This is a genomic window from Martinezella sp. CNPSo 3964 (assembly GCF_057784375.1).
Genome location: NZ_JBXSOW010000003.1, coordinates 474,597 through 494,756, shown reverse-complemented (window position 1 = coordinate 494,756; position 20,160 = coordinate 474,597). Strand labels below are relative to the sequence as shown.

Genomic DNA, 20,160 nt, shown 5'->3' with positions numbered 1-20,160 from the left:
CAAGTATAACATCATATAGATCATTTATCTCGATATGACGATAATCATATTCATTCATCAGCAACAACAAAGGAGCTGACGAATATGAAAATCGCTGTGATTGGCACTGGCAATATGGGCGCAGGTCTGGCCCGCCTGCTGGCGGCAACGGGTTATGATCTGGTGGTCGGCCATCGCGACCCGGCAACGGCAGCGTCCTTCGCCGCGGAGCTGGGTAAGAATATCGAGGCCGGTGGAATTGCTGCCGCCGCCAAGCTCGCCGATATCATCATTCTGGCATTGCCTTATGGCGCGGTAGCGGAAGCATTAAAGGAAGCGGGCAATCTCAAGGGAAAGGTGCTGGTCGATATCAGCAACCCCGTCACCGCGGACCTCCGTGGCCTCGTCGTCGGACACTCGACTTCGGCAGCTGAGGAAATCCAGGCCCTCGCGCCTGGGGCAACGGTGATAAAGGCCTTCAACACCATCTTCGCGCAGCTGCTGCCGCTCGAGGCACGTAAGGGTAAAACGGTGCAGGTCTTCGTCGCCGGCGATGATGAAAAAGCCAAGGGCGCCGTCTCCCGCTTCGTCAATGCCGCCGGCTTCGAAGCGGTTGATGCCGGGCCTCTCTCCAATGCCCGCTTCATCGAGCCCATGGGCGAGATGAACATCCACTTCGGCTTCTTCCTCGGCAAGGGTCCTTCCGTGGCACCCGCCTGGGTTCAGCTCTGAGGGCACGCGGTAGCACGCATACGAAAAAGGCCCGGAGCTTGCGCTCCGGGCCTCGCCGAATGGATGATCGACGGCTCCTGTCGATCAGAAGCTTGCCGTCAACGGGTCAGGACCGATACGGCCGCCGGCCGAATCGAGCTTGGCCATCTCTGCCAGATCGTCGCTATCGAGCTTGAAGTCGAAAACCTTGAGATTTTCCTCGATGCGGCTCGGCGTCACCGATTTCGGGATGACGATCAGGCCGTTGTCGATGTGCCAGCGGATGATGATCTGCGCCGGGGTGCGGCCATGCTTGGCGGCGACCTTGCCAATGACGGCATTGGTCAGAAGCTTGCCCTGGCCGAGCGGACTCCAGGATTCGGTCTTGATGCCGAGCTTGTCGTGAACGGTGCGCAGCTCCTTCTGCTGGAAGGTCGGGTGCAGCTCGATCTGGTTCAGCACGGGCGTCACGCCGGTCTCGCCGATGATGCGTTCGAGATGCGCGGCGGCAAAATTGGAAACGCCGATCGAACGGGCGCGACCGTCTTCTTTCAGGCGCACGAAGGCCTTCCAGGTGTCGAGATAGCGGTTGCGGTGCGGCGACGGCCAGTGAATGAGATAGAGGTCGACATAGTCGGTGCCAAGACGCTTCAGGCTCTCGTCGAAGGCCTTCAGCGTGGAATCAAAGCCCTGCGCCTCGTTCCAGAGCTTGGTGGTGAGATAGATGTCTTTGCGGGCAACGCCAGACTGGCGCATGCCTTCGCCGACGCCATCCTCGTTTTCATAGATGGCTGCGGTATCGACATGGCGATATCCGGCTTTCAAAGCCGTGCTGACAGCCATCGGTGCGACGTTTTCCGGCGTCTGCCAGACGCCGAGGCCGACCTGCGGAATGGAATTGCCGTCATTGAACGTGATTGTCGGTTGGGTGGTCACGATAAGTCTCCAGAGAATGAGAAAGGGGTGGAGTGAAGGCGTGATTTAAATTCTAAAAGAAAAGGTCCGGCCTGGTCCGCATGGGCGCACCGGTCGAAATCCCATATAGTGGAGAATGTTGGGATTTTAACCCCGGCCGACGTTTCAGACAACCCGAACGGTCGTACCTCTTCGCAGCGATGGCAGGATACGCCGCATATCGCGAAGGCTGACTGCGACACATCCCGCCGTCGGCTCGTATCCCGGCCTGATCAGATGGAAGAAGATCGCCGAGCCGCGGTTGCGCCGGCGCGAGCTCACATTCCAGTCAAGTACCAGGCAGACATCGTAAAGGCCGTCGCCTCGCTGCAATTCCTCGTGGCTCAGCCTGAAAGGAGCCTTCACCAGCCTGTTATAATTGGGATCGTCCGGCTGGTCGCACCAGAGCATATCCTTCCGGATACGCCGCAGCGGCAGGGCCGTTTTCAGGGAACCGACCCGATCGCTGCGCGTGAAGCCATAGAGCAGCTTCATGTCCGCGATCGGTGTCGCACCGTCGCCTTCCCGCTTCAGGATACTGCGTCCGGACCGGCCGATCGCCGCCGGCACGGTCAAGCCTCCCACCTGCACCAGAGCCCGCGTTTTCTTACCCGGCGCAGCACGCACGACGATCGTCGAAGCGCTCCGCCTGGCCCCCGCCCTTGTCTTTTGCATTTTCCTCACATGTTTTTGCTTTGCGCGTGATTTCATTTGAAATCATAGCAGTTTCAACCAAACGACCAAGCCTGAGCCGCGTCGCGACTTGCTAAAAATGCAATTTGGCGTAGGACTTAAGTGGGAATAGAACGAGGACCCGAACGGCATGACCGCACGCACCATTCTCCTGGTGGACGATGACAACGACCTGCGCGAAATGTTGGTCGAGCAATTGTCGCTTTACGAGGAATTCAATGTCCTGCAGGAGGCAACCGCCGGAAAGGGCGTGCAGACGGCGCGTACAGTGCCCGTCGATCTCCTGATCATGGATGTCGGCCTGCCCGATATGGACGGCCGCGAGGCCGTGAAGCTGCTGCGCAAGAACGGCTTCAAGTCGCCGATCATCATGCTGACGGGTCACGACACGGATTCCGATACCATTCTCGGCCTCGAAGCCGGCGCCAACGACTATGTGACGAAGCCCTTCCGCTTCGCCGTTCTCCTCGCCCGTATCCGCGCGCAACTGCGCCAGCACGAGCAGAGCGAAGACGCGACCTTCACCGTCGGCCGCTACCTCTTCAAGCCGAGCCAGAAGCTTTTGACGACAGACGATGGACAGAAGATCCGCCTGACGGAGAAGGAAGCCGCCATCATCCGTTATCTCTATCGCGCCGACCAGAAGGTCGTGACCCGCGATATCCTTCTCGAAGAAGTCTGGGGCTATAATTCCGGCGTGACCACTCACACGCTCGAAACTCACGTCTACCGCCTTCGCCAGAAGATCGAGCGCGACCCTTCCAATGCCGAAATCCTGGTGACGGAAAACGGCGGCTACAAGATCATTCCATAGGCGATCGATGGCGCTGAACGACGATATCCGACTGCTGTCGCAACTGCCGCTGTTTCACGGCATGGGCGATGAGCCGCTGCGGCTGATCGCCTTCGGCGCCGATCGCCGTCATGTGAACGAGGGCCAGACGCTTTTCAGGGAAAAGTCTCCCGCCGAATGTGCTTATGTCATCACGCGCGGCAGTTTCGAACTCAGCACCATCGATGCTGACGGCCAGAAGCAGGTGGAGGCGGTGGTCCAGGCCGGCACCATGCTTTCGGAACTGGCGATGGTGACATTGGTAGAGCGGAAATATACGGCTGTTGCCGCCGAGGAAGCCGACGTGATCCGCATCACGCGTGCCCTTTTTCACCGGCTGATCGAAGAATATCCAGATGCCGGCCTGCTCATCCAGAACCGAATCCGCGAAAACTTCGCCGCCCTTGCCAGGCAAGCGGCCGCGATGCTCGGCCGCTTCTCCTAATACGCGCCATCCCGCTTGGAGCGTTTTGTTTCCACGCAATTCCGGACGGAAAACCGCTTCGCACTTTTCCTGGAATAGCTCTAGAGATTGAAATGCGCCGTGACGGGCACATGGTCGGACGGGCGATCCCAGCCGCGCGCGGCCTTCAGGATCTCGATGCGTTGCAGATGCGGGCCGAGGTCGGATGACGACCAGATATGGTCGAGGCGGCGACCGCGGTCTGCAGCCTCCCAATCCTTGGCACGGTAGCTCCACCACGTATAGAGCTTCTCGCTTTCCGGCACCTGCTGGCGCATCAGGTCGAGCCAGGCGCCGCGCTTCATCACCTCGATCAGCCCGTCGGTCTCGACCGGCGTATGGCTGACGATCTTCAGGAGCTGCTTGTGCGACCAGACGTCATGCTCGAGCGGCGCGATGTTGAGGTCGCCGACGAGGATCGCGGAGGTGTTCTGCTCGGCATTGGCGTGCAGCTTCTTCATCTCCTCGATGAAATCGAGCTTGTGGCCGAATTTCGGATTGATAGCCCGATCCGGTTCGTCGCCGCCGGCCGGAACGTAGAAATTATGCAGGCGAATGCGCCGGCCGCCGCGCTCGAAGATCGCCGAGATGTGCCTGCTGTCGCCGACATTGCAATAATCCTGACGATGATCCTCGGTCAGCGGGAAGCGCGAGGCGATCGCCACGCCGTGATAGCCCTTCTGGCCATGGATGATGATGTGCTCATAGCCAAGCGCCCGGAGCGGCGCATAGGGGAACAGCTCGTTCGGAACCTTGGTTTCCTGCAGGCAGAGAATGTCGGGCCGGGCCTGCAGGACGAACTGCTCGACAATGGGCATGCGCAGCCGCACCGAGTTGATGTTCCAGGTCGCAATCGAAAATCCCATGCCCAAGCCTTTCCCTTACAGCAACTCCAGGAAAAGTGTGCGGCGGTTTTCCATCCGGAATTGCGTCAAACAGACAGCTGGAGCGGTTCAGCGACTCGATGAAACGCTGAACCGCTCCAGTCAGGCTAAAGGCTTTAGACCGGCTGTTACGGAAAGGAAAGCGCCATTCGGCACTTACCTAAGGCTGAGAAGGAAGACGGCGCTCAGCGCGTGTAGTCAATGCGGAAAACGCTGTCATCGAAGGCGACATTGGTCTTCACATTGTTGATGATCACGTCGGTCGTCTTGCCCTGCGGATCGATGACGGTCCATTGGCGCAAGTCGTACGTCTTCGAATCGAAAATCATCGTGATGGTGGAATCGCCGAAAACCGTCCGATTGCCGAGCGTGATCTTGGTCAGATCCGGCTGCGAATCGACATTGCGCACCATATCGGCGGAAAGGTCGATCTTGTTGGCGAGCAGCAGGCTCAGCGGCGTCTTCGACAGCTGATACATGTTTCTTGTCTGCGTCTGGTCGTTGATGACCTGCACGTTATTGCCATCGCAGATCACGCGCATGCGCGACGGCGGATCATAGTTGAAGCGCATCTTGCCGGGCCGCTGGATGAAGAAAGAGCCACTCATCTGGTCGCCGCGCGGACCGATCTGCAGGAAACCGCCCTTCATCGACTTGATGGACGAGAAGTGATCGGCGATGGCCTGGGCGATGTTGGGATTGAGGGTGGTCGCAGCTGCTGCCTGCGTCTGGCCTTGGGCCTGCGCAAAGGCCGAAACCGGCAAAGCGCCTGCCGCACCGACCGCGACCACCGCGCCGAGGAAATGCCGGCGGGTCAGGGAAAGTCGGCTGGACGGCTGCGCATCAAACTTTGTCATCGAATTCTCCTTCATGCTTCGTCCATGGCGCGCAAAGTCGGCGTCTTCATGGCGCAACGGCCCAGGGCCGGTAAGGGGCTGCGATCAAATTTCCCTGAACATAGACGGGATATGCGACACAGAAAGACGGGCTGCCTCAGCGGTCGAGAATATCGGCTTCGGTCGGAACGAGAATTTCGCGCTTGCCGGCATGATTGGCCGGGCCGATCACGCCTTCCTGCTCCATGCGCTCGATCAGCGATGCCGCGCGATTGTAGCCAATGCCGAGACGACGCTGGATGTAGGAGGTCGAAGCCTTGCCGTCACGCAAGACGATCGCGACCGCCTGGTCATAGGGGTCTTCCGAATCGGCGAGATTGGAAGTGCCGGCCGGACCATGGCCATCATCGTCTTCGTCGTCATCGGCGGTGATGGCATCGAGATATTGCGGTGCCCCCTGCGTCTTCAGATAGGCGACGATATCCTCCACCTCGCCGTCGGAGACGAAGGGGCCGTGAACGCGCTGGATGCGCCCGCCGCCGGCCATGTAGAGCATGTCGCCCATGCCGAGCAGCTGCTCTGCACCCTGCTCGCCGAGAATGGTGCGGCTGTCGATCTTCGATGTCACCTGGAAGGAGATGCGCGTCGGGAAGTTCGCCTTGATCGTGCCGGTGATGACGTCGACCGAGGGGCGCTGCGTCGCCATGATGACATGGATGCCGGCGGCACGCGCCATCTGCGCCAGACGCTGCACGGCACCTTCGATATCTTTGCCTGCGACCATCATCAGATCGGCCATTTCGTCGATGATGACGACGATATAGGGCATCGGCTTCAGGTCGAATTCTTCCGTCTCGTAGATCGCCTCGCCGGTCTGGCGATCGAAACCGGTCTGCACCGTACGGCTGATCGCCTCGCCCTTGGCGACGGCCTGCTCGACGCGCGTGTTGAAGCCGTCGATGTTGCGCACGCCGATCTTCGACATCTTCTTGTAGCGCTCTTCCATCTCGCGGACGGTCCATTTGAGCGCGACGACGGCCTTCTTCGGATCGGTGACGACGGGCGACAGGAGGTGCGGGATGCCGTCATAGACGGAAAGCTCCAGCATCTTCGGATCGATCATGATCAGGCGGCACTGCTCCGGCGTCATGCGATAGAGCAGCGACAGGATCATGGTGTTGATCGCGACCGACTTGCCCGAGCCGGTGGTGCCGGCGACAAGCAGATGCGGCATCTTAGCGAGATCGGCGATGACGGGCTCGCCGCCGATCGTCTTGCCGAGCGACATGGCAAGCTTGGCCTTGGAGGTCTCGAAATCGCGGCTGGCGACGAGTTCGCGCAGATAGACCGTCTCGCGCGTCGAGTTCGGCAGTTCAATGCCGATGGCATTGCGACCGGGAACGACGGCGACGCGGGCAGCGATCGCGCTCATCGAGCGGGCGATATCATCGGCAAGACCGATGACGCGGGACGACTTGATACCAGGCGCCGGTTCCAGCTCGTAAAGCGTGACGACTGGGCCGGGGCGGACATGGATGATCTCGCCCTTGACCCCGAAGTCCTCGAGCACACCTTCGAGCATGCGGGCATTCTGCTCCAGCGCATCGGCCGAGAGCGTCGCATCGCGGGCGACGGCCTTCGGCTCGGCAAGCAGGTGGACAGCCGGAAGCTGGAAACCGTAGGGACGGATAAAGGACGTCTGCGCCTCGCGTTCGGCGCGCGCGCCAGGCTTCGGGCGCGGTGCGGCCGGGGTAACGCGATGGCCGGCGGCGGCTCCCTTCGGTGTAGCCGGGGCTAACGGCCAATCCTCATCCTCGTCGTCGGGCAGAATATCGGCCGGACGCCGCGGATCGCGATCGTAAAGCGAATCCTCGTCCTCATCCTCGTCGTCTCCGAGGCTGATCGAGGGCGCGGACACAACGCGACGCGCGGCCGGGCCATCCATCGACGGATCGAGACGGTCGCCCCGAGCCATCGGCGCCTTGGCGCGCACCGGCTCGTTCAGTGTGCCGAATTCGTCATCATTGAAGTCATAGGGCGCGTCGAAAGCATGGTCGCGGCGCTTGCGCGGACCCATGCCGAACAGCCGGCGAAGACGAGCCTGCGTGTTGTACCAGGCATGCATGACGGCGCCGAAAGCCATGAAATTGCTCAGGAAGCTGCCGCGGTCATCATCCTCGTCCGCGTCGCCGACCCGGCGGGCGCGGCTGCGGGTTTCCTCGTAGTCGTCCTCGTCATCCTCGTCTTCCACGAGATTTTCGCCGATGACGCCTGAGGCGAAGAGCATGAGCCAGATGGCCGGAACGGCGAGAACCGAACCGATGATGATGGCCACCACACCGCTCGGATAGGTGCCGATGAAGAGGGCTGGAAGCCGCAGAAGAAGATCACCGACGACACCGCCGATACCGTTCGGGATCGGCCAGGTCGGCGGCGCCGGGAAGCAGGCGATGGATCCGGCCGCGACAATGCAGCCGCCGAACCAGGCGCCGAGGCGCGAGGGCACCCGATGAAGCTTGCGGTTGGTAATCAGCGCAAAGGCCCAGGCGACGGCGGGTAGCATCGCCAGAACCGAAGCAAGGCCGAGCGACTGCATCATGATGTCGGCAAAAGCGGCACCGGGAAAGCCAAGCAGATTGGTCGGCGCATTGGCAGTTGCATAGGAGTAGCTGGGGTCCATGACGTTCCAGGTCGCCAGCGCCGCAACCGCAAGCGCCAGCAGGAACAGTATCGCGAAACCTGTCAGGCCTTTGACCTGACGCCAAACCACGCTCGATAGCGATAAACGGTCGGGGCGACCGCTCAACGCCGCCGAATTGCTTCTGCCCATGATATCCAGCCCCGTTCCTGTCCAAAGCGCAAACGAATCGGTCTATGCCCACTCGCCGGCAGGTTAGCCATACCTAATCAGAGGAGGGTTAATGGCATGTTAACCATGCACGCCAACCTCTCGAATCGCCTGTTATCTGAGGCAAATGGCTGTGCAGAAATGAAAAGGGCCCGAACCTAGGTCCGGGCCAAGGGCGGCCTGTTTGCGATGAAATAGGCCGCGACGGGACGTTGAGCAATGCCGGGCGTTCGCCTCGGCATCGCAAGCTCTCATCAGGAATTGTGGTAGGCGGCTTCGCCGTGCGAGGCGAGATCGAGACCTTCGCGCTCGGCTTCCGGAGCGACACGCAGACCGATGATGACGTCGACGACCTTGTAGAGGATCGCCGAGCCGATGCCGCACCACAGGATGGTGGTGACGACGGCGGTCAGCTGGACCACGACCTGGCTGCCCATGGTGACGCCATCCGCATAACCGACGCCGCCGAGCGAGGCGCTGGCGAAGATGCCGGTTGCGATGGCGCCGAAGATGCCGCCGATGCAGTGCACGCCGAAGACGTCAGCCGTATCGTCGTAGCCGAACTTGTTCTTCACGACCGAGACGAAGAAGTAGCACAGCGGCGAGACGATCAGGCCCATGACGATCGCACCCATCGGGCCGGCGATACCGGCGGCAGGCGTGATGGCGACGAGGCCAGCGACCATGCCCGAGGCGCCGCCGAGCATGGAGGCCTTGCCGCGGGTGAAGGTTTCAACCAGCGACCAGGAGATGATGGCGGCCGCGGTTGCGATGAAGGTGTTGACGGTTGCGAGCATCGCGCCGCCGGAGGCTTCGAGGTTCGAACCGGCGTTGAAGCCGAACCAGCCGACCCAGAGCATGGATGCACCGACCATGGTCAGCGTCATGGAGTGCGGAGCCATCATGTCCTTGCCGAAGCCGACGCGCTTGCCGACGAGAATGGCGCCGACGATGCCTGCGATACCGGCATTGATGTGAACGACGGTGCCGCCTGCGAAGTCAAGAGCGCCCATCTTGAAGAGCATGCCGTTGGAATCCCAGACCATGTGCGCGATCGGGAAGTAGACGAAGGTCGCCCACAGCGCGCAGAAGAGTACGGCTGCGCCAAACTTGATGCGCTCGGCGAAGGCGCCGATGATGAGCGCCGGGGTGATGGCGGCAAAGGTCATCTGGAACAGCATGAAGATGAACTCAGGAATGACCACGCCCTTGGAGAAGGTTGCAGCCGTCGTCGAGGTCGAGACGCCCGAGAGGAACATCTTCGCCGTGCCGCCCCAATAGGGGCTCGAACCGCCGCCGAAGGCGAAGGAATAGCCGTAGAGAACCCAGAGGATCATCACGACCGCACCGATCATCGTGCACTGCATCAGCACCGAGAGCATGTTCTTCGAACGGACGAGACCGCCATAGAACAGCGCCAGACCCGGCACGAGCATGAAGAGCACGAGAATGGTGGAGATGAACATGAAGGCGGTGTCGCCCTTGTCCGGAACCGGAGCAGCGGCAGCGGCAGCCGGTGCTGCTGTCTGCGCGAAGGCGATCGCCGGCGCAAGCAAGGCCGCAGAAAGCGCGCCCACCCGTGTCAAGGCGGAGGAAAGCTTGGAAAATGACATGCAAATAACTCCCTGATCCGCCGTGTCTTACAGCGCTTCTGAATCGGTTTCGCCCGTACGGATGCGCACGGCATGGTCAATGGAATAGACAAAGATCTTGCCGTCGCCGATCTGGCCGGTCTTGGCGGCCGTCGCGATGGCCTCGACGGCCTTGTCGACGGTTTCGGATGCAACCGCGACCTCGATCTTCAGCTTCGGCAGGAAGCTGACGGCATATTCGGTGCCGCGATAGATCTCGGTATGCCCCTTCTGGCGCCCGTAGCCCTTCACTTCGGTCACAGTCAGGCCCTGGATGCCGACAGCCGTGAGGGCCTCACGGACCTCATCGAGCTTGAACGGCTTGATAATGGCCATCACAATTTTCATCTGGTTTCCCATCCTTTGTTAGCCTCGGCACGGAGCCGACTCTCCTTGCCGCCGACGAGTGTTTCTGCAGCGACTGGCCATACACATTCAAAGGACGTGCCAGATTCGTGACACATTTATAACGTATTGAAATAAAACAGATTTATTGCACAGACCCAATAAAGCGGCATTTCTCGTCGCGAGAGACGCACAAATAAAGTGCAAATTTATAAATTTGCACTTTATTTAATCATTTGCCTTTTTACGAATCAGGCCTTCCTGCGCTACCGACGCAATCAGGACACCGGATCGCGTAAACAGGCTGCCGCGGGTAAAACCGCGCGCGCCGGAAGCGCTGGGGCTTTCCTGACTGTAGAGCAGCCAGTCGTCGAGCTTGAACGGGCGATGGAACCACATGGCGTGGTCGAGGCTCGCCACCTGAACGGTTGGGTCCAGAACCGATGTTCCATGTGCGTTCAGGGAAACATCGAGCAGCGTCATGTCGGAAAGATAGGCAAGCACCGCATTCCGATAAAGCCGGTCATCCGGCACCGGTCCCGTCACGCGAACCCAGATATTCTGCCGCTGGCTCGGCTGCGCGCGCGAAAAATAGCTTTCGATCGACACCGGCCTGATTTCGACCGGACGCTTGCGCTCCCAGTAACGGCGCACATTCTCGGGCGCATGGGCGAGATAGCGCTGCTTCACCTGCTCCTCGTCCATCAACTCCTCCGGCATCGGCACGTCGGGCATATCAACCTGATGGTCGAAACCGGGCTCGTCGACCTGGAAGGAGGCCGTCAGCGCGAAGATCGCCTTGCCGTGCTGGACGGCGAGCACCCGCCGCGTGTTGAAGCTCGAACCATCGCGCAGGCGGTCGACCTGATAGAGGATCGGCACCGAAGGATCGCCCGGCAGCATGAAATAGGCATGCAGCGAATGCGCGAAGCGGTCGGCATCCACAGTCCTCTGCGCCGCCATCAGCGCCTGGCCGATGACCTGGCCGCCGAAGACGCGCTGCCAGCCGACCTGCGGACTGTTGCCGCGAAACAGGTTCATCTCGATCGTTTCGAGATCGAGCGTCGCCAGCACGGTTTCCATCGGGGTGGGCTTCTCGGTCTCTCGCGACATTTTGCTTGAACTCCAATGGTAGGAACCACGAACAGGATGCTCTATATAGAACAGGAAGTGACAGTAAGACACAGGGAAGCGCTATGTTGGACATGCTGGTAGTGGGTGGCGGATATGTGGGTCTTGCCGCAGCGGTCGCAGTCAAGCAGGCGGCGCCGCATCTCGACGTCATGATCGTGGAAGCTGCTCCCGAAACCGCGTGGAAGAAGGACATGCGGGCATCGGCGATCATCGCGGCCGCCTCGAAGATGCTTGAAGTCCTCGGCGTCTGGAACGAGATCGCATCGGAGGCCCAGCCGATCACCCGCATGATCGTCACCGATTCGCGCACCGGCGATCCCGTGCGCCCGGTCTTTCTCACCTTCGATGGTGAAGTTGCCGAAGGCCAGCCCTTCGCCCATATGGTATCGAACCTCAGCATGGTCGGCGCATTGCGCGGTGCGTGCGAGCGTCTCGGCATCACCATCAAGCACGGGCTCAGCGCCACCGGTTTCGTCACCGACGACAATAAAACCACCCTCACCCTCTCGGATGGCAGCACGCTGGAAACGCGGCTTCTCGTCGCCTGCGACGGCGTGCGCTCCAAGTTGCGCGACATGGCCGGCATCAAGACGGTCAACTGGGATTACGGCCAGTCCGGCATCGTCGTGACAGTCGAGCACGAGCGGCCGCATGGCGGCTGCGCCGAGGAGCATTTCCTCCCCTCCGGCCCCTTCGCCATCCTGCCGTTGAAGAACAACCGTTCCTCGCTCGTCTGGACGGAGCGCACGTCCGACGCCGAACGGCTGGTTGCTTCCGACGATCTCCTCTTCGAAGAGGAACTGGAACGCCGCTTCGGCCACAAGCTCGGCGCGCTGCGCACGATCGGAGACCGCCGCGCCTTTCCGCTCGGCCTGACGATTGCCCGCGACTTCGTTGCTCCGCGCTTCGCGCTGGCCGGCGACGCCGCCCACGGCATCCACCCGATCTCCGGCCAGGGTCTCAATCTCGGCTTCAAGGACGTGGCGGCATTGGCCGAAACCATCGTCGAGGCCGACCGCCTCGGCCTCGACATCGGCTCGATCAATACGCTCGAGCGCTACCAGACCTGGCGCCGCTTCGACACCTTCCGCATGGGGGTCACGACCGACGTGCTGAACCGGCTCTTCTCCAACGACAACACGCCGCTTCGCATCGCGCGCGACTTCGGGCTAGGGATCGTCGACCGCCTGCCCAACCTCAAATCCTTCTTCATCGGCCAGGCCGCCGGCACCACCGCAAAACACAATCCGCGACTGCTTGCCGGTGAGGCGATTTGAACGAGCGGGGCCGAAAGAAAATTTCACGCGCCGGGCGCACTTATCATCGCTCGGCTATGGTCATGGCCGCTTAGATAGGCGGTCTCCGAGACAGAAGCCTCTATTCGAGGTTCCGCATCTCGCCATCCATCCAGCGGCAGAATTGCCGCACCGCTCGCGATTCCGAGCGGCGCTTGTAGCGATAGGTTCCGGTTTCGACCGGCTCATATCCGGGCAAGGTCACCAACGCACCCGACTTCATTTCCCTGCCCGTGAGAATCGTCGGTGCGAGCACCATGCCGAGGCCGGCAATGCAGGCATGAAGTGCGGCGTCGTCCGTGTCGAAAGCGTGGGCAAGGGAAAGATCTGTCAGCGCAACATCGAACGTCTCGCACCAGAGCTGCCAGTCCCAGTTACCTACGCTGCACTGAAGAGCCGGCATATCGGCAACAGCAATCTCATGGCGGCTGCTATCTTTTGTCAGCAGGCTCGGCGAGATAACCGGGCGGCGCAGATCGCGGGCAAGGAATTCCCATCCCTCGGCCGCCTCCTCTATCCGAAAATGACGGATGCTGACGTCGGAGTCGGGAACGGCAGGAAAACCACGCGCGGAACTCGTTTCCACTCGAACCCGCACCTGCGGACAGAGAGCACGAAAACGATCGAGTGACGGGATGAGCCAGCGCAGCGCCAGGGATGTCGTAGCATGGACGCTGATTTCGTTTTCGTCCCGATAAAGGGCATCGGCCGAGCGCTCGATCAGCCCAATCGCCGGCGCCACCTCCTGATAGAAACGCCGCCCGACGTCTGTGAGCGAAACGGTGTTGTTGCCGCGATGGAAGAAATTCACCCCAAGCTCGTCCTCGAGCTTTTTGAGCTGGTGGCTGACCGCGCCGGAGGTGACGCCAAGTTCAGCGCCGGCAGCCGTCAGGCTTCCGGTGCGTGCCACGATCGAGAAAACCCTGATGGCGTTGAGAGAAACACGATGCCTTCCCTGCATGAATTTTCCTCAACCTCCCTTCAAATTCCTCATTTGAGCACCTGGCGAAAATCAAGCACAAGCAGACACGAAAGCGCTTCAATACACGCCATGTGCTCGAACAATCTTTTTCAGGCATCCGAGCCATAGCATGAGCAGCAGCCGAGACAGCATTAATTTTATTCGCCACTCCTGTGGCAGCACCGCATTTTCTTCATTCCGCCAGAAACGAAAACCTGCTCCCGGCAAAAGGTCCTTGATGCCTCCCCTCAGACATCGCTATCGCAGCCCGATCACTCTTCCCGCGCCAATTGCCTGGATGCCATTCCGCTCGCCCACAGTTCTTGCCGTTGCTGCCCTGTCTCTGACTCAGCTCATCGGCTGGGGTGCGACCTTCTACCTGCCGGCTGTAACCGGACCTGCCATGGCCGGTGAGCTGGGGATGGCTCTGCCCATGGTCATGGCAGGGCCGACGGTCATGCTCGTCGTCATGGCCATGGTGTCCTGGCCGTTGAGCGCTGTTTTCGAGCGCCACGGCGCCCGCCCAATGATGGTTTTGGGATCATTCCTCGGCGCAGCCGGCCTGTTGGTCATGGGCCTCGCCAATGGACCGGCATCCTACATCCTGTCATGGACCATTCTCGGCCTTGCCGGTGCGGGCATGTTGACGACGCCCGCCCAGATCGCGGTCAGCGAGGTCGCCGGCGAAAAAACGCGGCGGGCGCTTGGCGTACTGATCCTGGCAGGCGGGTTGACATCGACCATCATATGGCCGTTGACGGAGCTCTTGCAGGTGCAATGGGGCTGGCGCATGACGACGCTCGTTTTTGCTGCCCTCATGCTGCTTGTCTGCATGCCGCTGCATTGGACGACACTTGCTCGCCAGCCCAGGGAAAAATCCACTGCAAAGGCGACGCCGGAGCCTGCTGCCATAGACAGGCCGAGCTTCACCCTCCTGGCCGCGAGCTTTGCCGCCAATGGCTTCATAACCTGGGGATTTGCCCTTACGATCATCATCCTCTTCGAGACTTCCGGCCTCGATCATGCCGGTGCGCTGGCGGCGGCAGCCTTCATCGGCATTGCGCGATGGGCAGGGCGCACCGTCGATTTTCTCGGCGGCCGGCGCTGGTCGGGTTTTACAACCGGCCTTGCCGGCTCTGCCTTATTTCCTGTGAGCTTCGCGGTTCTTCTGCTGAGCAACAGCTTTACCGGCGCCATGCTTTTCGCGACGCTTTACGGCATTGCCAGCGGCATCACCGCCGTCACCCGCGCCACGCTGCCGCTGCAGATTTTCCCCACCGGCGCCTATGCCCGCGCATCCGCGCAGCTGTCGGTGCCGCTCAATCTCTCCTATGCCGCCGCGCCACCCTTATTTACTGCTGTGATGACCTACGCCGGTCCCCACGCTGCTTTGTGGTTGGCCCTGGCGATCTCTATCCTCGCATATTGTGCGCTTCTCGGCCTTTTGCTGCGGCATCGCCGAATGAATCACGCAACGCAACGAAGCTGAACCAGCCTCAATCCTCGATACGGCGCGCCTCGGAGATCAGCATGATCGGAATGCCGTCGCGGATCGGATAGGCAAGGCGCGCCTTTTCCGAGATCAGCTCGTTCTTTTCCCGGTCGTAGCTCAGCCGTCCCTTGGTCAGCGGGCAGACGAGCAGATCGAGCAGTTTCGGATCGACCTTGCTGACGGTGACATCCATGGGAGGCTCCTATTGCAGCAGCGAATCGGTGTCGCCGGAGCCAGCCAGCACGATCTTGACGATGGCGATGAAGGTTTCGGCGCGGGTCTTCAGATCAGGCGCCTCCAGCAGAGCCTGCTTCTCGGCCGGCTCGAAGGGCGCCATGATCGACAGCGAATTGACCAGCATCATATTGTCGGCCCGTTCGACGCTTTCCCAATCCGCCTCCAGCTTGTTGGCCTCCAGATAGGCCCTGAAGGCCGAAAGCAGCGCCGGACGATCGACCGTGCCCTCTTCATGGTGGGATTTCAGGTCGGAAATGAAGGGCGTGATACGGAAGGTGCGATAGGGCTGGTGGGCGGTAATTTCATCCATAAGCCGGAAACGGCATATGCCGGTCAGCGCGGCGATGTACCGTCCGTCGCCGGTTTCAGCGAGAGAGGTGATGCGCCCGAGGCAGCCGACATGCGCAAGGTTCGGGGACTCAGCCGGTTCGGAAAGAGCAGGCTGCACAATGCCGACCAGCCTGTTGCCGGCGATCGCGGCATCGAACATGGCGAGATAGCGCGGCTCGAAGACATTGAGCGGCAGTTGCGCACCGGGCAGCAGCAGCGCGCCGGACAAGGGAAAGACAACAACCGATTCGGGCAGGTCGCCCGGCTTCAGATATCTGGCATTGCCGACTTGCATCTCTTCCATCCCGCCAAAGCATGTCGCGCAAAAACGTGCAGCGATTTTGCGACAACGACATGCGCAAAATCAAGGACCTAAATCGCGAGAAGCGAATCTGAAAGATCGCGACGCGTTTTAGAACACCGCGCTGCCGGCCGCAGTGGGCCGCACGGGAACGACACACATCGCGGTCGCTTCCCATCGTGCGCCGCGTCGTCAGACAATGTGGGCTCGTCTGCCGAAAACACAAGAGTATTTTGGCCGAGGTGCCGATACCCGACGTTCCCGGCCGCTTTCATCCAAACAAACGATCATGCGAAATGTTTCGCACGATCGCCATCTGCATCAAGAAAACTGGTCCCTACGAAAATAGAATGGAGGAAAGCTTGCGCCGCGCCGCGATCGTGGCGGGGTCCTTGGCCCCCCATACCTCGAAGAATTCCAGCAGCTGACGGCGCGCGCCGTCATCGTCGTAGCTGCGATCCTTGCGCATGACGGTCAGAAGATGATCGGCCGCCTCTTCGCGCTTGCCTTCGACATTACGGATCTTGGCAAGCTTGATGCGCTGCTCGTGATTGTCCGGGTTGGAAGCCAGTTCCTGCTCGATCGCCACGGGATCGCCAAGCTTGCGGGCTTCGTCGATCTGGTCGAGCTTCTTGACCACGGCCTGGATGCCGGCATCGTTGGCGAGCGTCTCCGGCAGGTCGGCAAGCGCTTCGCGAGCGCGCTGGCTCTGGCCGGCGGCGATCATGCATTCCGCCATGCCGGCAAGCGCCTTGGCATTTTCAGGATCGGCCTGCAGCACCGCGCCGAAAAGCTCGGCCGCACCGTTGATGTCGCCAGCGGCCAGCAGACCGCTCGCTTCTTCCAGAACGGCGGCAATCTCGGCTGCCTGATCGTCGGCGCCGCCTGCCGGACCTCCGAGGCGATCGATGAACTGGCGAACCTGGCTTTCCGGAACCGCGCCCATGAAGCCATCGGCCGGGCGGCCATTGACGAAGGCGATGACGGCCGGGATCGACTGGATGCCAAGCTGGCCGGCGATCGAGGGATGATCGTCGATATTCATCTTGACCAGCTTGACGCGGCCCTGGGCCTCGGTGACGACCTTTTCCAGCACCGGTGTCAGCTGCTTGCACGGGCCGCACCAGGGCGCCCAGAAATCGACCAGAACCGGCTGGTTGCGCGATTCCTCGATAACGTCCTTGGCGAAGGTCGCCGTCGTCGTATCCTTGATCGGCGAAGCACCTGGTGCCGCAGGCGCGGCGCCAAAGGATGCCGTGGCAGACATCTGACCGCCGAAGGAAGCGTTATAGGGATTGTTCGAACCGCTCATGAGTGTCTCCCGCCTACCGGCATCCTTGATTTTGTGAGAAGCATGATCCCCAGACGAGACAACGAGGTTCGCCTGGCAGCACGCTCCGTGAAATGGCCAAAACGACCGGACGATCCGAAGACAAGCCGACCGCTATAATCTTAACGCTAAAATCGTACGTTAGCTCGTCACTTTCAAGACTAGCGGCGTATGACCGGTCGCCTCCATGAAACGTACGAGGTCGCCGCTGGCAATCGACGTCGTCGCATCGTTCGACAGAGGATGGCAATTGACGATGTCTTGCGCCATCAGTTCGGCATCCAGTACGAAGGTGACATTTCCGCCCGCATCGTTGATCGCGCCGAATGCAGTGACCGAGCCAGGGATGACGCCGAGATATTCCATCAGCTTTTCCGGCTTGCCGAAGGACACCTTGCTTGCCGCGCCGATCAGTGTGTGCACGGTCTTCAGATCAACAGTCGCATTTTCCTCGACGGTCAGCAGGAAGAAATTGTCCTTCTTGTCCTTCACGAACAGGTTCTTCGTATGGCCGCCCGGAATCTCGTCGCGCAGCGACACCGATTCGGCAACGGTGAAGACCGGGGCATGATCCTTGGTGCTGTGGGCGATGCCGAGCCCGTCCAGGAATTGGAAAAGATCGTCGCGGTTTTTCGGGCTGGTCTCGGTCATGGCGTCTCGCAATCAAAAATGGTCCGCCCCTGATACGTCGCCCACAATATCATTGCAATCTTTCAGGCGACAAAGCCCGGCGTTTCCGGGCTTTGCGGCAGCTCGCAGAAAGAACATGCAATTTTTCTTCGTTAACTCGTCATTTCCCTGTTGCATTTGAAAATCGGTTAGGTCATATACCGCCCGTCGCCGCAAGACGACGCCTAGCGGTCCAACACACTACCCCGGATCGCGATGGGAATGAGCGGGTGTAGCTCAGGGGTAGAGCACAACCTTGCCAAGGTTGGGGTCGAGGGTTCGAATCCCTTCGCCCGCTCCAGTTTTCCAGTTCATCGCTGAAAGCAAGAAGTTACGGCTTGGGCTGCAGACTGTTTTTGCCAAATGGACGATTTTTATATTCCCGTTTCCCTCCTCGGCATCTATAGCGTTCCCAACGCGCCTCGGGTCTCAAATCAGTCTCATTTGGCGTTCAGGTCTGCACATCAGATGGACAGACGAAGCGCGGTAACTGCTCGCATGAAAAGCATGAAAACAAAGATTTCCCTGCTGATTGCGATGCTGTCGCTTTTGCCCGTTCCCGCACTCGCCCATCCGCATATCTTCATCGATGCCAAGTTCGAGGTCGTCTCCGCGCCTGACGGCTCGATCAGCGAGCTGCGCAATGTCTGGAGCTTCGACGAGGTCTTCACCTCCTCCGTCCTCATGGATTTCGGCAAGGCCGGGGATCAGGCGCTGAGCGCGAGCGAGCTCAAGGCCGTGGGCAAGACGGTGAAGGATTCGCTGGCGCAATACGGTTACTACACGAACGTCACCAGCAACGGCAAAACAGTGCCGATGGCCAAGCCGGATGCGATAGAGGCCGACTACAAGGATGGTTCGCTGACCCTGACCTTCTCGCTGAAGCCGGAACAGAAGACCTTCCTCAAGGGAACCACCATCTTCGGGATCTACGACAAGACGCTCTATACGGCGGTCGATTTCGCCACCGACAACGATATGACCACGTCGGGACCGGCCTTCGGCCGCTGCAAGCGCAAGGTGGTCAGGCCCAATCCCAAGGAAGTCATGGCGGAAAACCAGGCCGCGCTGACAAGCATGTTCTTCAGCGATCCCAAGGGCACGGACTATTCGCTGCTTGTGGCAACGCGGCTGGAAGTCCAGTGCTGATACCAGGCCCGGAAAGAGCGCCCCTCATTTGAAAGGCGGAGCATCGTCTCGCGCCGATCGCTCGCCCTTTGGGACAAGCGATATATAGCGGCGGGCGATGACCCAGCAGGCGAGCGCCCAGGTCGCGCCGGCGCACCAGCCACCGAGAACGTCGGTGGGGTAGTGGACACCCAGATAGATCCGGCTCGCGCCGATCATCAATGTCAAAAGGATGCCGGCCGCGACGGTGAAAACGCGCGTCGAACGATAGGTTCGCGTGCCTGAGATCAGCGCGGCAAGGGTCAGATAGGTCACGGCCGACACCATCGCATGGCCGCTCGGAAAGCTCAGATCGTGGACCTCGACCAGATGCGGCACGATATCCGGCCGCGGCCGCGCAACGCCGACCTTCAGGACCGCACTCAGCGCCCATCCGCCAAGCACCGACACAAGGATGAAGATGGCGATGGCGCGTTGCCGGTCGAACAACAGATAGATCGTCACCAGGGCCGTCATCAGCGCTAGCACCGTCGTGCCGCCAAGGCTTGTAATATCTTTAACCGCATGGGTCAGCCAACCCGGTCCGATCGGAACAGAAAGATCGCCAGGCTGGCGAAGCGTCAGCAGGATCGCCTCGTCGAATCCCTTCGTGCTGCCTTCGAGGACCTCTCCCGTGAGGTAGATGAAGAGAAGAATTCCGCCCGAAAGCGCGGCGAACATCACGAGCAGCAAGGGCTCGTAGCGGTTCAACCACCCAGGGATACCCGATGTGCCGAATGGCCGATGCTTCATGCGCTAAAACCTACCTTGCCTGTTCTCACGTCGCTTCTCCCATAGTCAACACCCGATATTGGACAAAGCCTATCTAGGAATAGAATTCGCAGGTTCCAACCAATGCAGGCAAGGGCGATATTTTCAACGACGCATGTGCTTCAGGTTCGTGAAATAAAATATCTCTATCTTGGCGCGAATTTGCTGCAGCCGCCACAAGGGGGATGTGGTCAGCGTCGTTTCCTGTTGAAGGATCGACGATAGAGGATACCGTCAATGAACCAGACGCGCATCGCGCCTCGTTTCCGCAAGCAGTGCAAAAGCAGTTCGGCGAGA

Annotated in this window: 20 protein-coding genes and 1 tRNA gene; 7 read left to right on the top strand and 14 right to left on the bottom strand. The window is 60.4% G+C overall.

What is annotated here, in order from left to right; translation table 11 throughout:
* The first annotated feature begins 15 nt into the window (after positions 1-15).
* Positions 16-711, top strand: coding sequence for an NADPH-dependent F420 reductase (locus AC13Q5_RS12745; protein ID WP_488502023.1), 696 nt, complete (start codon positions 16-18; stop codon positions 709-711).
* Between the two features lie 84 nt (positions 712-795).
* On the opposite strand, the gene AC13Q5_RS12740 is transcribed toward AC13Q5_RS12745, so the two are convergent.
* Both AC13Q5_RS12740 and AC13Q5_RS12735 read right to left on the bottom strand, forming a co-directional pair.
* On the bottom strand, positions 796-1,626 hold the full coding sequence (locus AC13Q5_RS12740) for an aldo/keto reductase (protein WP_488501877.1): 831 nt from the start codon (positions 1,624-1,626) through the stop codon (positions 796-798).
* 144 nt (positions 1,627-1,770) lie between these two features.
* The gene (locus tag AC13Q5_RS12735) at positions 1,771-2,319 is read right to left on the bottom strand and encodes a L,D-transpeptidase family protein (RefSeq protein ID WP_075853600.1); all 549 of its coding nucleotides are present in this window, start codon (positions 2,317-2,319) and stop codon (positions 1,771-1,773) included.
* 148 nt (positions 2,320-2,467) lie between these two features.
* Between AC13Q5_RS12735 and AC13Q5_RS12730 the strand changes: the two genes are divergently transcribed.
* Together AC13Q5_RS12730 and AC13Q5_RS12725 are read left to right on the top strand one after the other, a co-directional pair.
* Positions 2,468-3,151, top strand: coding sequence for a response regulator transcription factor (locus tag AC13Q5_RS12730; RefSeq protein WP_047630570.1), 684 nt, complete (start codon positions 2,468-2,470; stop codon positions 3,149-3,151).
* Positions 3,152-3,158: 7 nt separating this feature from the next.
* Positions 3,159-3,614 carry a cyclic nucleotide-binding domain-containing protein gene (locus AC13Q5_RS12725; protein WP_075853599.1) on the top strand — a complete coding sequence of 152 codons (456 nt, stop codon included), beginning with the start codon at positions 3,159-3,161 and terminating at the stop codon, positions 3,612-3,614.
* Between the two features lie 80 nt (positions 3,615-3,694).
* Here the strand turns inward: AC13Q5_RS12725 and AC13Q5_RS12720 are convergent, their stop codons facing one another.
* The 6 genes from AC13Q5_RS12720 to tesB all read right to left on the bottom strand — a co-directional run bounded on the left by AC13Q5_RS12720 (position 3,695) and on the right by tesB (position 11,289).
* Positions 3,695-4,498 (bottom strand): exodeoxyribonuclease III, encoded by an 804-nt coding sequence (locus tag AC13Q5_RS12720; protein ID WP_075853598.1) that lies wholly within the window; start codon positions 4,496-4,498, stop codon positions 3,695-3,697.
* 203 nt (positions 4,499-4,701) lie between these two features.
* Complete coding sequence (locus AC13Q5_RS12715) at positions 4,702-5,373, bottom strand: outer-membrane lipoprotein carrier protein LolA (protein WP_075853824.1); 672 nt, start codon at positions 5,371-5,373, stop codon at positions 4,702-4,704.
* A 136-nt stretch (positions 5,374-5,509) separates the two neighbouring features.
* Entirely contained in the window at positions 5,510-8,182 is a 2,673-nt protein-coding gene (locus AC13Q5_RS12710; protein ID WP_488501876.1) for an FtsK/SpoIIIE family DNA translocase, read from the bottom strand.
* Between the two features lie 272 nt (positions 8,183-8,454).
* Positions 8,455-9,813 (bottom strand): ammonium transporter, encoded by a 1,359-nt coding sequence (locus AC13Q5_RS12705; RefSeq protein ID WP_457880701.1) that lies wholly within the window; start codon positions 9,811-9,813, stop codon positions 8,455-8,457.
* A gap of 27 nt (positions 9,814-9,840) precedes the next feature.
* Positions 9,841-10,191 (bottom strand): P-II family nitrogen regulator, encoded by a 351-nt coding sequence (locus AC13Q5_RS12700; RefSeq protein WP_075853595.1) that lies wholly within the window; start codon positions 10,189-10,191, stop codon positions 9,841-9,843.
* Between the two features lie 213 nt (positions 10,192-10,404).
* Positions 10,405-11,289, bottom strand: coding sequence for an acyl-CoA thioesterase II (gene tesB, locus AC13Q5_RS12695; RefSeq protein ID WP_488501875.1), 885 nt, complete (start codon positions 11,287-11,289; stop codon positions 10,405-10,407).
* Positions 11,290-11,372: 83 nt separating this feature from the next.
* Between tesB and AC13Q5_RS12690 the strand changes: the two genes are divergently transcribed.
* Complete coding sequence (locus AC13Q5_RS12690) at positions 11,373-12,587, top strand: ubiquinone biosynthesis hydroxylase (RefSeq protein ID WP_488501874.1); 1,215 nt, start codon at positions 11,373-11,375, stop codon at positions 12,585-12,587.
* 100 nt (positions 12,588-12,687) lie between these two features.
* Here the strand turns inward: AC13Q5_RS12690 and AC13Q5_RS12685 are convergent, their stop codons facing one another.
* Complete coding sequence (locus AC13Q5_RS12685; protein WP_488501873.1) at positions 12,688-13,566, bottom strand: LysR substrate-binding domain-containing protein; 879 nt, start codon at positions 13,564-13,566, stop codon at positions 12,688-12,690.
* Positions 13,567-13,804: 238 nt separating this feature from the next.
* Between AC13Q5_RS12685 and AC13Q5_RS12680 the strand changes: the two genes are divergently transcribed.
* Positions 13,805-15,055: an MFS transporter gene (locus AC13Q5_RS12680; protein ID WP_488501872.1), complete on the top strand. Its 1,251-nt coding sequence runs from the start codon at positions 13,805-13,807 to the stop codon at positions 15,053-15,055.
* Positions 15,056-15,062: 7 nt separating this feature from the next.
* Here the strand turns inward: AC13Q5_RS12680 and AC13Q5_RS12675 are convergent, their stop codons facing one another.
* The 4 genes from AC13Q5_RS12675 to AC13Q5_RS12660 all read right to left on the bottom strand — a co-directional run bounded on the left by AC13Q5_RS12675 (position 15,063) and on the right by AC13Q5_RS12660 (position 17,907).
* A complete protein-coding gene (locus AC13Q5_RS12675; protein WP_037154712.1) occupies positions 15,063-15,251 on the bottom strand; it encodes a Trm112 family protein in 189 nt (62 codons plus the stop codon).
* 9 nt (positions 15,252-15,260) lie between these two features.
* Complete coding sequence (locus AC13Q5_RS12670) at positions 15,261-15,920, bottom strand: LON peptidase substrate-binding domain-containing protein (protein ID WP_457880707.1); 660 nt, start codon at positions 15,918-15,920, stop codon at positions 15,261-15,263.
* 343 nt (positions 15,921-16,263) lie between these two features.
* Positions 16,264-17,238 carry a thioredoxin gene (gene trxA / locus AC13Q5_RS12665; RefSeq protein WP_457880709.1) on the bottom strand — a complete coding sequence of 325 codons (975 nt, stop codon included), beginning with the start codon at positions 17,236-17,238 and terminating at the stop codon, positions 16,264-16,266.
* A 159-nt stretch (positions 17,239-17,397) separates the two neighbouring features.
* Positions 17,398-17,907 (bottom strand): prolyl-tRNA synthetase associated domain-containing protein, encoded by a 510-nt coding sequence (locus AC13Q5_RS12660; RefSeq protein WP_075853587.1) that lies wholly within the window; start codon positions 17,905-17,907, stop codon positions 17,398-17,400.
* 244 nt (positions 17,908-18,151) lie between these two features.
* On the opposite strand from AC13Q5_RS12660, the gene AC13Q5_RS12655 reads away from it, so the two are divergent.
* Positions 18,152-18,226: transfer RNA gene (locus AC13Q5_RS12655), tRNA-Gly, on the top strand.
* 206 nt (positions 18,227-18,432) lie between these two features.
* Positions 18,433-19,074: a DUF1007 family protein gene (locus AC13Q5_RS12650; protein ID WP_075853586.1), complete on the top strand. Its 642-nt coding sequence runs from the start codon at positions 18,433-18,435 to the stop codon at positions 19,072-19,074.
* A gap of 24 nt (positions 19,075-19,098) precedes the next feature.
* Here the strand turns inward: AC13Q5_RS12650 and AC13Q5_RS12645 are convergent, their stop codons facing one another.
* Positions 19,099-19,845 (bottom strand): phosphatase PAP2 family protein, encoded by a 747-nt coding sequence (locus tag AC13Q5_RS12645; protein ID WP_488501871.1) that lies wholly within the window; start codon positions 19,843-19,845, stop codon positions 19,099-19,101.
* Positions 19,846-20,160 lie beyond the last annotated feature (315 nt).